Annotated in this window: 17 protein-coding genes and 2 pseudogenes; 9 read left to right on the forward strand and 10 right to left on the reverse strand. The window is 42.8% G+C overall.

Translation table 11 applies throughout. The annotated features are described in order from the left end of the window. A pseudogene (locus BM202_RS35470) lies at positions 1–327 on the forward strand (hypothetical protein); the annotation flags it as partial. A gap of 213 nt (positions 328–540) precedes the next feature. Here the strand turns inward: BM202_RS35470 and BM202_RS39280 are convergent. Then, positions 541–936: an SdpI family protein gene (locus BM202_RS39280; protein WP_093835186.1), complete on the reverse strand. Its 396-nt coding sequence runs from the start codon at positions 934–936 to the stop codon at positions 541–543. Positions 937–1,880: 944 nt separating this feature from the next. On the opposite strand from BM202_RS39280, the gene BM202_RS35485 reads away from it, so the two are divergent. Further along, complete coding sequence (locus tag BM202_RS35485) at positions 1,881–2,222, forward strand: hypothetical protein (protein ID WP_093835190.1); 342 nt, start codon at positions 1,881–1,883, stop codon at positions 2,220–2,222. 283 nt (positions 2,223–2,505) lie between these two features. Here BM202_RS35485 and BM202_RS35490 read toward each other — a convergent pair whose 3' ends face one another. The 3 genes from BM202_RS35490 to BM202_RS35500 form a co-directional block, all read right to left on the reverse strand. Further along, the gene (locus BM202_RS35490; protein WP_093835192.1) at positions 2,506–2,736 is read right to left on the reverse strand and encodes a YybH family protein; all 231 of its coding nucleotides are present in this window, start codon (positions 2,734–2,736) and stop codon (positions 2,506–2,508) included. A 630-nt stretch (positions 2,737–3,366) separates the two neighbouring features. Then, positions 3,367–3,672, reverse strand: a complete 306-nt coding sequence (locus BM202_RS35495; protein ID WP_093835194.1) for an HU family DNA-binding protein — start codon at positions 3,670–3,672, stop codon at positions 3,367–3,369. Positions 3,673–3,802: 130 nt separating this feature from the next. Further along, a complete protein-coding gene (locus BM202_RS35500; protein WP_093835196.1) occupies positions 3,803–4,132 on the reverse strand; it encodes a hypothetical protein in 330 nt (109 codons plus the stop codon). Between the two features lie 574 nt (positions 4,133–4,706). Here BM202_RS35500 and BM202_RS35505 point away from each other — a divergent pair. The 4 genes from BM202_RS35505 to BM202_RS36985 all read left to right on the forward strand — a co-directional run bounded on the left by BM202_RS35505 (position 4,707) and on the right by BM202_RS36985 (position 7,868). Further along, positions 4,707–5,195, forward strand: coding sequence for a transposase (locus BM202_RS35505; protein WP_143100880.1), 489 nt, complete (start codon positions 4,707–4,709; stop codon positions 5,193–5,195). Positions 5,196–6,332: 1,137 nt separating this feature from the next. Continuing rightward, positions 6,333–7,259, forward strand: coding sequence for a replication initiation protein (locus tag BM202_RS35510; protein ID WP_093835200.1), 927 nt, complete (start codon positions 6,333–6,335; stop codon positions 7,257–7,259). Positions 7,260–7,282: 23 nt separating this feature from the next. Next, positions 7,283–7,702 carry a hypothetical protein gene (locus BM202_RS35515; RefSeq protein ID WP_093835202.1) on the forward strand — a complete coding sequence of 140 codons (420 nt, stop codon included), beginning with the start codon at positions 7,283–7,285 and terminating at the stop codon, positions 7,700–7,702. Continuing rightward, a complete protein-coding gene (locus BM202_RS36985) occupies positions 7,635–7,868 on the forward strand; it encodes a hypothetical protein (RefSeq protein ID WP_143100881.1) in 234 nt (77 codons plus the stop codon). Before BM202_RS35515 ends, BM202_RS36985 begins: the two co-directional genes overlap by 68 nt. Positions 7,869–8,016: 148 nt before the next feature. Here the strand turns inward: BM202_RS36985 and BM202_RS35520 are convergent, their stop codons facing one another. The 6 genes from BM202_RS35520 to BM202_RS35545 form a co-directional block, all read right to left on the reverse strand. Then, positions 8,017–8,310 (reverse strand): hypothetical protein, encoded by a 294-nt coding sequence (locus tag BM202_RS35520; protein WP_093835204.1) that lies wholly within the window; start codon positions 8,308–8,310, stop codon positions 8,017–8,019. Further along, positions 8,307–8,927, reverse strand: a complete 621-nt coding sequence (locus tag BM202_RS35525; protein WP_093835206.1) for a hypothetical protein — start codon at positions 8,925–8,927, stop codon at positions 8,307–8,309. The genes BM202_RS35520 and BM202_RS35525 overlap by 4 nt, the downstream gene beginning before the upstream one ends. A 1-nt stretch (position 8,928) precedes the next feature. Beyond that, on the reverse strand, positions 8,929–9,813 hold the full coding sequence (locus BM202_RS35530; protein WP_093835208.1) for a relaxase/mobilization nuclease domain-containing protein: 885 nt from the start codon (positions 9,811–9,813) through the stop codon (positions 8,929–8,931). Next, positions 9,810–10,166 (reverse strand): plasmid mobilization protein, encoded by a 357-nt coding sequence (locus tag BM202_RS35535; protein ID WP_093835211.1) that lies wholly within the window; start codon positions 10,164–10,166, stop codon positions 9,810–9,812. Before BM202_RS35535 ends, BM202_RS35530 begins: the two co-directional genes overlap by 4 nt. A 169-nt stretch (positions 10,167–10,335) precedes the next feature. After that, entirely contained in the window at positions 10,336–10,620 is a 285-nt protein-coding gene (locus tag BM202_RS35540) for a hypothetical protein (protein WP_093835213.1), read from the reverse strand. A 32-nt stretch (positions 10,621–10,652) separates the two neighbouring features. Beyond that, a complete protein-coding gene (locus tag BM202_RS35545; RefSeq protein ID WP_177236821.1) occupies positions 10,653–11,129 on the reverse strand; it encodes a hypothetical protein in 477 nt (158 codons plus the stop codon). A gap of 280 nt (positions 11,130–11,409) precedes the next feature. On the opposite strand from BM202_RS35545, the gene BM202_RS35550 reads away from it, so the two are divergent. The 3 genes and pseudogenes from BM202_RS35550 to BM202_RS37975 all read left to right on the forward strand — a co-directional run. Further along, positions 11,410–11,865, forward strand: a complete 456-nt coding sequence (locus BM202_RS35550) for a GNAT family N-acetyltransferase (protein WP_093835215.1) — start codon at positions 11,410–11,412, stop codon at positions 11,863–11,865. 56 nt (positions 11,866–11,921) lie between these two features. After that, complete coding sequence (gene lgt / locus BM202_RS35555) at positions 11,922–12,932, forward strand: prolipoprotein diacylglyceryl transferase (protein ID WP_093835217.1); 1,011 nt, start codon at positions 11,922–11,924, stop codon at positions 12,930–12,932. Between the two features lie 873 nt (positions 12,933–13,805). Continuing rightward, positions 13,806–14,047, forward strand: a pseudogene (locus BM202_RS37975) (transposase); the annotation flags it as partial.

Below are 14,047 nucleotides of genomic sequence, written 5' to 3' on the forward strand. Positions count from 1 at the left end.
AAACCTGTTTTAAACATCTCAAAACTCAGGGATTCAACCGCACGGGCGGCCCCGATTGAAGACCTCAACTTCAAAAACGATGGTAAGATCATGTTACTCATTGCCATCGTCGTAATGGCTTATGTATTATCCTTAAAAGAAGCGTTTGAAAAAGGCTCCTTGAAGCAGAAGGTGTACCGAAATGGGAGCCATTCCATGTCCGTTTCGTTCTTTCGGCAAGGCATCACCAGTCTGCGTCGTCATGTACAATCATTAGCTCAATTTATCCGCTACTTGGAATCCATTGCTCAATCACTTTTGACGCCCCAATGGATGTATGTCCAGTAATCTGGCAGATATACCCCAACTGTGTTAGGTACCTCAACTTATGATCATTATTACTCTTAGACGGTAGTGATGGTAAAAAGTCACAAGTTTATTGATAATTATTTTTTATTAACTAAAAAATACAAAATTATACATAATTAAAATTAATGGTAACATATAACTTTTTCTAGATTCGTTGTATAACTTTTGTTATGTTATGTGAAAATCAGAAGATTACTTCCTTATTCCTTCGGAGGTGAAAATCTGTCTTAATTTATATTCCGTGACAATAATGGGCAGTAGTACAAGCCCACTGGAAAGGATGACAATGACTAAAAACAAGGTTCGGGAACTGCCAAACCAACCAACAAGCCCAGCCCTGCCAACAATCAATAGTAATAAGATTAGAATAATTAGAAATCCAATTGAAGAGTATAGGAAACACTCACTCGCTAATCGATTCGCAACTACCCAAGTATCCTGATTTTTCATTGACAGACCAGTTCTATACCCATAGAAGTGGTTGATCTGCTTAGGCTGTTTATACTGAAATAGGATCGCCATCAGTAGCATAAGCACTGGAATGAAGAGAAGAGGAACAAGCCATCTAAAGTTGATTAGAGTACTCATTTTCTTGTTGTATAAGTGCAATTATGATAAGCTAACGAGTTAGTAACCTTAAAAAGGTAGATACTTTTTCGTCTAATTCTTCAAAAAGTCGTTGTCTTAATTCCGCTCGCTTCCGCCATGCTCTAATCGACAAGGTGTCAAGAATAAAAAAAACACCGCCCGATATATTTATTACTTAAGTATTTATACTTTACATATTTTGGTAACAAATATAATCACTGACGCCTATGAATCTGTTTACGCTCATGCGGGCAGCCTGCAAAGTGAGCCCTGCCTCTCAGCCCACCCAGGGGCTGCCCCTCCAGCTGATCAAGTTCCATCTCTCGGAAGCCCACCGCTTGTTTGGCTTAGAGGAGTATAGCCAGGCTTTGTTCCATTGTGAAGAAGCCTTGTTGCAAGATCCGGCGAATGCCGAGGCGTCTCGGATGCATAGGTTCATTCGCCAAGAATGGCAGGATTACATTAACGTCACGCCGGATTCGTTGTTTTCCTTTTTGTGGAGACCCAAAGCAGCTTCTATCCCTAGCCGTAGTAAGTCAAGATTTGGAGTCTTTCTAAGACGATTCTTTAAGTGCTTAACTTCTATTTCTAGAGTCAAGCTACGAATAATTAACTAACATAATACACGGCTTTTCTCTCCCCTTTCCAACGTACAATTTGGCCTGTTTTCATTACTCATAGAGGGTGTTTGATCTTAGAATATTCCCTTGACATAAGATCTCTTATTCAACGCATCTTCTTATTTTATGGCTACCTATTTGCCAAATATTAATACAAATAAGCGATCCGTAACTACTTAATTACCAACTTATTACAACATTTTTTTACTAGTACTATGTTGGATAATTCCGCTATCTTTGCTGCATCTTATAACCATCTAACGGATTCCTCCTCCTCCCACTCTACTTAAATAGAGTTGCTGGTCTAGCCTTCCCCAGCAACGTATGAATTTCACCAAACAGCCAGTCCAGCCGGTTATTAATAGCCTGCATTACACTGAATGGATTATCAAAGACTTCAAAGTTTTGTTCCTGCTCTCAGAACGAATCCTGACTGAGATCAGAAAGATTTCTCTGGTAGACAATTGGTATGAAGATCCGATAGCGAGCGCTACTTACATCGACCGAGTCAATACCTGCTTTATCAGCGTCAGGCAGTACCATAAAGCGTTTGGTATCTTACCACAGGTCGGAGATCGGCTCTATAATGAGGACACGGGTATGATCGTCCAAGATCGCTCGATTGATGGGGGCTTAATGACGATTACCTTCACGCTTAGTCTCTAAATTAAGCGTGGCTAATCGACTTAGCCGCTATTTTGTATTTCGCCTAATTCTAGGAATAATCGCTTAACATAAATATCGTGGCTGTTGCAAAAGTCCAGGCTGGATAAAAAAAGTATGATTTGACCGTTCGTATTCATTCGAAAAACGGCTAAAAACTCTTTTGTAAACTAGCCAGTTCGCAACAGTACCGACTTTCGCAACAGCCACTATCGTTACATAACATATAAAGCCACTGATTATCAGTGGCTTTATATGTTATGTAACGAACCTACTTTCTAAATAGTTATGGTTTAAGGTACATCAAAGCCTGCCCGCTTTTAGGATCGAAAGGAACTGAGCTATGTTCATGAGTAATTAGCCACTGCTTATCTTTTTTCTGATAGCAAATCGTTGCTCGCCAACGCATGTTGATTGTTGTACCCGCGTTAGTCATGCCGTTGACATGGTTAATAGAGGTACAATAGGCTAGGGCTTCGCTGGCCACCACTGATAGATTTTCAACTTCATAAGTCATTGCTTCTAGAAATTGAGCTACCCTAATCTACTCTGCATAGACACCCCTGACTAAACGTTTGCATTTATTTTAAAAGGTCAGGTAATACTTTCCGGCACTTGTGGTGTATACTTAGTAGGATACAGTCTGCTACTGCTCAGATGCTGATCATGTAGCAGAGATCCTATCTCGTAAACAAATCTCTCTGAAAAGCTTATAAAGTTGATAGGTTCTTTAGTTCGCCTAAGTTTCTGATCGATTCTCAAAATAAATTCACTTATGGAAGGGTATGAACCCTTCCTATTTCCATATAAGCTATAGTAGGCTCTGCGGTTAATCTATGCATCAATGATAATGGTTTGACTTTTCGAGCAAAGCCAAGTCTTTTCGGAATCGATTCAACGGTCTTTTACTCGTCGTTGGCGGGTTCAATCTACGGATATTCCATTAACATAATGTAGACCTTTCTTCTCCCCTTTCCAAGTTACAATTTGGCCTGTTTTCAGGGCTCGTATGCGGTGGTCGATCTTAGAATATTCCTTTAACATAAGATTCCTTATATAACAAGACTTAGAATTATTCAATTTATGCTAGGTCAAAAGAAGGGGGTGACATTGTATGTCACCCCCTTCTTTTTGGTACTCGTTATGGTTATCCTTTTTTTTCTTTGGTCGGCACCAGCTGCGCTTTTACCTGGTTCATAAACACTGAGCTAGGCTTGAAGGAGGGCACCTTATGAGCCGCGATCGTAACGGCCGTATTCTGAATGATATTACGACCTGTTTTTTGGGCGCGCTGTTTGAGGATAAAACTCTCGAAGGTGCGAATATAAATGGGTTCGCCCTCGACTAAGGCGTCCTTTACTACGTCGAAAAAGGATTCGACGATTAACCGACTCGTCATTGGATCAAGACCCGTCCGCTCACTGATTCGTTGAATTACATCTTGCTTTGTCATCCTTTCATAACTTAGTTTGTCAACCTATTGATTTAACATCTTTGGCTATGGTTGGCATAAGGCAACTGGTTTTACAATCGTAAGGAATTGGGAGTATGATTGTGAAAAGGCTCTAGGTGGCGAACATACCTTAAATGTGTGTGTTCCCCCTCTTACGACTCCGAGTCGCTTTAATCTGCACTTCTAAATCAGTGATCTGTTGGTCTTGACGAACTCTGATACTATCTTGCTGTACATAGTTTCCCTCAGAAAGATTGGACAGTTCTACCTCATAGTCGGTTATTATCTGAAGCCATTCAGAGGGGGATGTTGTGGAAGAGGCATCATTCTTATGTTTTTGATGGCGAGCGTATATTGCTTGAAGAGCCTGTACTTCCAACTGGTTATTGGCTTTCCATTCACGAATATGTTTTCGTAATAAAGCTACACGTTGATTCATTCCACTAACGTCCTCATCCATAAGTGGCTAACTCTCCTGTTAAGCTAGTTGTCAGAGCCATCCTTATTAAATGAGATACTGGTCATTAGTAACTATATAGAAATGAGTTTACGACGCTGTATACGGGTATCCAGTATAGGTGGTACAATACTTTCGTATAAAATAGCCAATTATCTAATTATCAAATAGTTGAAATGCATATTCATTTTAACGAGCAATTGATTGAAAAGGAAAAAACGGCTTTGCTTTGCGTTTTAATGGCCTCTTAAAACGTTTCATACTGCCGTTTGCGAAAACAAATCGCTTCGGCGATCCGATTCACGAAACCTAGCAACTTAACGAGTATTCTGAAATTAATCAGGGTTACTATTGGGTCATAAGGATTTATGTACGATTCGGCAACGTGACCCATAACTCTACGTATAAATGACTCAATCGCAGCTATTTATACTTTCCCCTGAAAATATTGTACTACACATGTAGTTTACTTATCTATCCCAGAAAAAGAATGATTGCCGGTGAACATTAGCTGACAGGGCTACTTATATATGATCAATTAGGTATATAAGAGAGCTTGTTCGTTAATTTTCAGCTTGTGAAACATCAGCCGTTGCCATATAAAACGCTTCGAGAAACCGCATTTCAGTTATTAGAGCAAGGTCAGGGCATTGACCAAATAGCGGCAACCTTAAATGTACCGATAGGTAAAATCTATTACTGGCGACGTTACTACATGAAGACTGCCCAACCCCTAACAGATGGACGTCGGTTATACAACGATCAGTTCAAACAAGCAGCTCTTGATCAAGTTGATGCGGGCATTAGTGTTACAAAATTGGCTCAATTACTGGGTGTGTCAAAAGTTACGCTATTCAAATGGAAGAAAGAAAGAAACGAAGCCCACCAGTTAACTAATGAAGCACAGACTGTAGAAGTGCCAACAGGATCTAAGCTAGTCAAGAGTAAGGAACCGGTTTCGGCTCAGAATATCACCGATGATTTATTGGAACGAATACGCGTTCTAGAAGAAGAAAAAAGTATATTGAGAAAGGCATTACAAATTCTGGCGTGTTCGATGTGCTAAAGAACGAACGTATACTATCCATAGATCATTTTTAATTAGCTTATCAAAAGGTGTACGGCTTTGGGAAATAGAGCAAGGATCGCTCAGTTCAGCCTCGTTCACTGCTTTTCCTGTGTCGTTTTGCGGCAAATCGTACTCCATTATTGCATCTTTATACGTCTTCTTCTTCAATATCTACTCTAAGGTAGCAGACGTTGGATAGTGCCCCCTGTTTTAGTGGGGCGAGTACACCTCCACTTATTTATAAAAGGGGCTAGTGACATCATATGTCACCAGCCCCTTTTATATCCCTGGGTAGTTCTGCAGAAAAGTACATAATTCGTCACTTGGCTTATCTAATCGAATAAACTGCTCAAATAAGACGAGACGGCCTTAGGGTTCAAAAAGTCATACCTTTCTGAACCACAGTCGATTAAAGATTTTTTCAATCAAATCGTACCAAAAACTGGGGCCAGAAAATAGGTTCAATAATTCTGTTGGGTTTGACTTTATGATACTAACTTTTTAAACCATAAAGCAAAGAGAATCAGATCACTAACTAACGAGGGTAGTTCAAATGACGAATTATGTACTTTTCTGCAGAACTACCCATGATGCAAATTAACGTGTTTTTATTGGCTATTTGATTTGATCATCTGTTCTTCCCAGTAATCTCTTTTTTACTAAATAATTGATTATGAGATGTTTAGTATTTAAAACTATATTTCTAGTTTGCGGCCTTTTTCCCCTTAGTCTTTTGTTTTTCTTTCCTTTTCCCCGTTGTTTTTTGGTCTTCCTGCTAAGTGGACTGGTATTAGCCATTTTTTTAGCCCTAAAAAGCCGTTTTTCAAGCCACTTTTTTAGTAAACAAGTGCTTGTGTATTTTCAAATACACTTGTTAAACACTTGAAGGAAATTTTTTAGCAAATAACTATCTTATTACTAAACCCTTACAGTGTGGATAACTTTAATAAACTGGCGTTTGATTACTAATAAACTGGCGTTTGATTACAAAAACCTACTTAATAAACTGGCGTTTGATTACAAAAACCTACTTAATAAACTGGCGTTTGATTGTTAATAAACTTTTATTTATTACTTTCTGCAAGTTTATTAAAAAGTTTTTATATTTGCCTATCAATCAGTTTGATATAAAAAATGAAAAAGGGTATTGAGATATGGCAGGACAACGCTTTAACTGTGGCTCGTTATGAGATGACGGAGACAGAAAAGAACCTACTGTATATGGTTGTCGCTCAAGTTAAACCTGATGATTCTGAGTCGAAGGCATATCAAGTGTCTGTTAAAGAAATGGCTAGAATAACAGGTTCTGAACGGTTAATGGCCGATGCTTATAAGCAAGCTGCCCGCAAATTGATGACCCGCATATTTGAAACAACATTATCAGATGGCGATTCTTTGATTGCGGCTTTCATAGCTTCTGCACGCTTTAAGAAGGGTACGGATATAATCGAAATTGAGCTATCTCGCCACGTTCGGCCCCTGTATGTAGACCTAAATAAGAAGTATACGAAGGTACAATTAGCAGCTGCTATTTCCCTTAATTCATCCTATGCGAAGCGAATTTATGAACTACTGTGTATGTATAAAAACATGCCAGATAAAACGTTTCGCCGTGGTATAGTTGATCTCAAAACTATGCTGTGGATTATTGATCCCAAGACGGGAAAAGACAGTTATCCTGACTGGACAAATTTTCAAAGGAGAGTCTTAGACGTCGCTGCAAGAGAAATCAACGGTCATACAGACCTGACATTCAATTACAAACCCATCAACGGCGACCGGCCTGGACGGGGGCGTAAACCCGTTGTTGAAGTCGAATTTGAGGTCTTCTACCAGGCTAAGCCCGATCCGGCTCCTTTGTCCAATCTGCTTGAACGGTTGGTAAAACAATTCCGACTGCGGCCCGATCAGGCCGATACGGTGCTGGCCATGCACTCTCCTGAAACCATTAATCGTCAACTTTATGATATTCAGACCAAAGCGAATGATGGCAAGGTCAAAAACTTAGGGAGCTATACCGCTAAAGTGTTCGGGTTAGCCACTACAGTGAAAGAAAAATAGCCCTCTGGCCCATTAGTCATTTCATGAAATCCAATCATATCCCGAAGAATACCACCCTGTACTTACCCCCTGGCCATAAAGCCGAGCGAGCCGAAATCTTTTGGCAAACCGCTAATTGTGACCATTTTATGGAGAATTATCGGACTGACTTGGTGAAGAGTAACCCGAGTGAACAAGTCCACAACCTCAAATTTGCCGATGTGGCCCGAATGCTGTCCGGAAACGTGCTGATTACGCCTGTGCCTAAATCAGTGAATAAGTACCAGGCTATTTCGTATTGGCAGGAAACCTACTATTTGACTATCTTTACCTTAGAACACCGGGCGGAGAATCCTTCGCCCCTGTTTGCGGTTATTATTACAACCTACATCACCTATGAAAGCCGACACCTCAGGGCTTACCAAGCCTACGCCGACAAAATCCGCCAGCTCTACGACCGCTAAAGCGGCTCGTTCGACCCAGCAAGGCCCCCTACCCGGTAAAGGGCCCTGGTTCCGGCTGGATGGCGTGTGGTACACCCAGGATGAGGCCGGTGAGTGGGTCATCATGCCCGGCCAACGTAAAGCCAAGGGATTGAAACGGCTTAAGCCAGCCGATATCCCATCTTAGAATAATCCCTTAACATAAGATTCATTATAGAACACATCCCCCTAAAATACAATTTTTCAACGCTTAGAAAGGGGATAAAAATAGAGGTCGGTCAGATGGTGACATCACCTGTCACCATCTGACCGACCTGCTCGTTTACAGTCGTGGCTTAGCTCAACAGATGCAGCAGGCGGCTGGCCGCTCGCTCGGGATCGGTCTCGTTCAGGGAATAGAACTCGACGGACCGGCCCACCAGCCGAACGCCATCCCAGCGGCTCGTACTATCTCGGTAAATGACCGAATAGCCACTCAGATCACCCAACTCCGCCCGGATATCGTCAAGTACGTTGTCCATATCGTTGGTGACGCTTTTGGAGCCCTGGTCTAAATCGACAATGGCGATCACACTCCCCTCGACGGTATAGGTATAATCAGCCCGCGGGCCTTGAAATCGGGTTTTCATTGACTTGCTTTTTTCTTGGTGGACGCTTTTCCTTCCAGTTGATCCGCCTGGGCATTCATCGCTTTGGCCTGTTCAGCCGCTTTTTGAGCCGCTACCCGAGTGGCGTCAGCCTGTTCCTGCTGGATGATCCATTGCTGGAAGTCGGCCAACTCTTTGCCCTCATTGACCTGACTCGACACGGTATACGTACTATCAATTTTGCGCACATAGATTGGATCGACCTGGCGAAGATTACGCCACTTCCAGTCAGACACTTCAAATTCACTGCGTTCACGCCGCAAACTCCAGGCCTGCCAGGTGACCGTGACCAGGAGGACCACCATCAGCCCGAACCCATAAGCCCCAACTTGTAGGTATTGACTCATCTTGCGTTCAGGCGATTGCCGATGAGCCTGTTCAAGCCGGTCGAGTCGGCTGGTAAGCGGACTCAAATCAATACCGGGCGCGGTTGACTTGGCTTGATCTTGTAAGCCCTGCACGGCCTTGGTGAGCGCATCGATACTGGCCCGGTAATCGGGCGGGGTCTGATTCGGTAATTTGTCTAGTTTGGTTTCAAGCTTTTTTACCTCCTCGATCAGCGATTGCAGTAATTCGCCCACTAATTCATTCGTATCCATCTTACATGCCAAGGCTACGGCCTTGTTTTAGTTGTTTATCTTCGATTTGCGGCCCTTTCTCCAGGCCAATGGACTTGTCTAGCTCCGGCTTCTTGGAAAGCTCTAAGGCGCGTTTTAGGCTATTCTCCAGGAGTTGTTCTTGAATGTGACCCAAACTCAGGTTCTGGTGTAGCTTGGAACCCTTAAAAGCCACCTTGATTTCTTCCCCGTTATCGATCTGGCTTATCCGCTCGAAGCTCAATCCACGGGCTTTACCCGCCTGATCCCGATTGACGATTACCTCAATACCGCGCTGGGCTAAGTCAGCTTTTAGCTCCGCGCTGTTGGTGGAACGCTCTAGGCTTTGCCGGACTTCATTCCGCATTTCCAGCCGGTGGCGATCCCGATCCGGTATGTGCTCTAAACTCAGACGGTAGCCCTGCTCCTTCATCAGCGTTAAGCTGTGCTTCTGCTCAATCTCCCGCAGCAGCTTCTCCGAGCGGTTGTAATTGTGGCTATCACTGATACTTTGGCCATTGCTGGCCACCCGATTGGCAATGATGTGAAAATGGCTGTGGACTGTATCCTGGTGCTGAATCACCACGTATTGCGATTGATCCAAACCCATGCCTGTCAGGTACTCGCTGGCCACGGCCTTCATTAACTCCGGCTGAAGCTGCAACCGGGCCTCGTCTTTAGGATCAAAGCTGATGGCCGTGTGCCAGACGCTGCGCGTTAGCTCAGGATTCATCTTGGCCTGACGGGTGAAATCGGCCACCATCGGATTTAGCTCATAATCCCGCACGCCCTGACTCATCAGCACTTGGCCTTTGCCCATCTCCACCTTCTGCATGTTGTAGGCGCAGCAGCCTTTGAAGCTGCGGCCAATCGTCGTCTTGGCAATCATAGATCAGCGGGTTTATCTAAGAGTTGGCCTAACTGTTGCAAGAGTCGATGGGCTTCCAGGGCGATGCTGCGGATACCGTCGGCGTTCGCTTTATGAGCAAGCTGATTGAGGTTATTCCCCAGCCGAGCGACTTGGTTCAACGTCTCATTTTCCTGGGGAGTTAGCCGCACCTGAGCCTGGCCCGTCAACACGATCTGGCGGCAATAATCCGACAGATTGAGCCCCGCTCGCTCGGCCCGTTTCTTGATGGCCAACTCCTCTAAAGTCGTCACGTAGAGGTTAATTTTCTTATCCCGTTTCTGGGCATTGGGCGGGCGGCCACCCTTCTTTTTGACCGGTTCAGAGGGGTTCATAAACAACCAGAGCGAGCATTTTTTTCACCCCCGACAGTCGGAGGGGGGACAGCCGTTTAACCCGAAAAAAGCCGACCGTAGGAAGGGTTTTTAAGGTGTTAAACATGGCTGGCTACTCAATCAGACTAGCAAAGTACGCACGCGCCAGCTTCTTCGCAAGCAAACCTATTTATTTTAAAATTTCTCGTAAAGATTGAGAACGTTTCCAATCCTTAATAGCTCCTTCTCGGTCGTCTATGCTGTACTTGGCAAGCGCTCGAATATGGTAGGCTAAATGGTTATTGGGATGAAGGAATAAAACTTTATCACATTCAATGATGGCAAGTTTACATTGCCCACTTAGACGTAATTCAGCCGCTCGATTTAAGCAAATAGTTACTTCTTCAGCAATAGGAGCAGCCAGCTCAGTGGAGGGAAGAGGCTTTTTCTTAAACAGCCTTTTTAGAAAATTCATGAGTGAAAGATCACCAGGGAAGGGAAGGGTTATTACTTCTTACCAAACAACCATTCTCGAAAACTAGTCGGGCGTTGTTGGATAGCTTCCCGAATAATACGAAGTTCCTCATCTCGTTGATTATCCAATTCAGTACGTTCAGCTAATCGAACAACAACTGACTTTAAATCATCAATCTCAGTCCGTAAATCTTCTTGGCGGGCTGGCGGCTGATTTCCTTTTTTAAGTTGTTCTTGGGCGTACTGGCGTAGATCCTCGTTTAAATACTGGCCAATGGTTTTACCACGTCGTTCAGCGGCCTTCTCAAAGGCCGTACGAGTTTCAAACTCGATACCACGAATTGACCAGACACCAACATCAGGTGCATGACGACGACGGCCACCTTTGCCCTTCTTCCCAGTCTCTTCTAAGATATCAGCAAGTGTACTACTTAATGGCAGTTCTGTAATCGTGTTTTCAGACTGTTGTTTACTTAATTCGAGTTTTGTAAGCGGGTCTTGGTCAGCCATTGAGAAAAGTCATACATTTAGTATACAGCAAACTAAACGCTTTTTTCAGATCTAATCAATTGAGAGACGTACAATAAGACTTTTCTCTATACTGCTTTAGCTTAACATGAGCCAGATTGGCCAACAAAAAAGCAGACCAACACTGTCAGTCTGCTTTCTGCTTCTATCCACACAATAAGAGAATCGTTAGACTCTCTTTGATAGATAGTCAAGCGATTGTACAACTTATTTGTTATCAGCTGAATTAACATAACATTTGATTATATAACTGTTTTTACTTATGACTTCTCTCATTAGAAGCACCGCCGACGACGCTGCATTCAAAACGCTTATTAGCCAATTAGACTACGATTTATTGCAGCGCTATGGGCCCAAACAGAGTCAATACGATGTACACAATACTGGTCTACAAGAAGCTAGGGTTGTTCTCGCTTTTAATGGAAATGAACCGGTAGGCTGTGCTTGCTACAAAATAGTTGAGCCAGCAGATAGTGTTGAAATAAAACGAATGTACGTGCAGCCTGCTTACCGGCGTTCCGGCGTGGCTCAGCAACTACTAGCTCAACTCGAGGCTTGGGCTAAGGAAGAAGGTCACCATATAGCTGTCTTACAAACTGCGATTAAACAGCCCGAATCGATTGCGCTTTATCAACGATGCGGTTACAAATCAATTCCTTGCTACGGCGTGTATGTTGGCGATGACGACAGTGTGTGTATGGGAAAAGATCTGGCTTAAACCACTAGATAAATGGGTATGGATTAACATAATATTCACTTATACAACAGGAAAATATGCTTCAATACATTACCTGGAATGTTGATCCTGAAATCGTTCGGATTGGCGCTTGGCCTGTCAGATGGTACGGCTTGCTGTTTGCTACTGGATTTTTACTTGGCGTTCAGATTATGAGCCACATTTTTAGAACGGAGAAAAAGCCCCTTGCTGATACGGATTCGTTACTCATAACTATGGTTATTTCAACGATTCTAGGAGCCAGACTAGGACACTTCTTGTTTTATGAACCGTACATGTTCATTCAAGACCCGTTATACATCATTACACCCCCTTTTGGTGGATTGGCTAGCCATGGGGGTATACTAGGTATCATTATTGGCCTTTGGCTTTACTCACGTCGTTCGTCAAGTCAAACCAGTGGTCAATCATTTTTATGGGTTAGTGATAGAATTTGCATTGTGGCAGCTTTATCAGGAGCCTTTATTCGATTTGGCAATCTAATGAACTCCGAAATTTTTGGTAAACCGACCGACGTACCTTGGGCTTTCATCTTCTTAAGAGATCACGAGTTCAGTCAAGTACCTCGCCATCCCACCCAACTCTATGAATCGCTATCTTATCTGATTTTATTTGTAGGGCTATTCTGGTATTGGAAGAACTACCGCAACCAAGCGGCATCGGGGACTATGTTAGGCATCTCCTTAATTTGGGTATTTGGCCTACGCTTCGTCTGGGAATTCTTTAAGGAAAACCAAGTTACTTTTGAAGATAGTATGAACCTGAACATGGGGCAACTCTTGAGTATACCCGCCATTTTACTGGGGTTGATTTTACTATTAAGAAATTTTATCAGAGCCTCTTCCCTAATTCCAATTGCCTTGGTGATTCAGTCATCGAGCCTTTGTTATCAATGTGATTACCAATCAGCACAACCAGTCTCCACGGAAGTTAATTTAAATGGATGTGACGCTTCAATTTCGGATAAGCGTTCTCAAGAAATAGGACGTTTTCAAGATGGTATGGTGAAAACAAAGAAACCGCTTTCTAAAATAAGTTTATTTACATAAGATCAGTTATACAAGGTCTGTCTAAAAAGTACACTACTTGGTTGCTCTGATCAGTGGCCAAGTAGTGTACTTTTTAGATAGTTTTAAGCATAAAGCAATCCTACCTAAACGAGAATAGACCGACCCTAATTATGAAAGCTTACTTGATCAGTTGCCAGTTCAAGAACAGTGTTCATAACTATCAGTCTTTAAATGCAGAAATACGAAAATTGGGTAGTGGCTGTCATTGTATTGACTCCATATGGATCATAAAATCCAGTCTTAGCTCGACTCAAATAGCTACTCTGTTAAAACCGTTTGTCTACTCAGGTGATAAATTCATCGTCATTGGTATAAACCAAGACGCCTCTTGGCTGGGTTTTGATGAGAACTGTACATCTTGGCTGCAAAGTAATCTTTGAGTAGGGGTAGCTGACACATTCAGGGTATATCCGCCACCAAAGGTGGTTAACCGGCTGTACACTAATTGCTTGCCGAAAAATGTATGCCGCTTCGGCGGTCCGATTTTAACGTTCGTTTTAGAGAGCAAATAACTTTGGTGTTTAGGCACGTGTAAAAGCCGGTTCAGCCGCTGGCCGCTTAGCGGTGTGGTAAATTTTTGATGCTTTTAAGGCCAAAAACACCTTTTAAGGAAAAACCATTACGAAATGATGCTTTTGAAAGCGAATCTGAGTCGTTTTGTAAACTATATAGCCAAAATAATGTACTTGGTTCCAAGTACAGTTAGTTAAATCGGGATAACTATCTAACTATTAGTCAATTATAGGCTTCACGCGGCAGATATACAGATTACTGGACATGGATGGTAGAAAGCCGAAAAGTGGCTGACCGATGGTAAGTTTAAGTTCGCTAAAACTTATCAAAACTACCACCATGGCCAAGCCACTTTTTGTCAAATGTAGGCGGTTCTTTCCGGATATTCCAGAGCACATTTTCCGAAACTTATTATTGGTCTGTTCGGCCGTTACTTTGGCCCGGTCCACCAATTTGAATGTGTTGAAGGACTATTTGCCTCAACTATTGGCTAATGAGCAGACCAAAGCTGATTCCCATTATAAACGGCTGATTCGCTTTTTTCGAGTGTCAAAGCCCAATCGATTAGTCATCTGTATACT

It is taken from the genome of Spirosoma endophyticum (assembly GCF_900112365.1).
GTDB classification, from domain to species: Bacteria; Bacteroidota; Bacteroidia; order Cytophagales; family Spirosomataceae; genus Spirosoma; species Spirosoma endophyticum.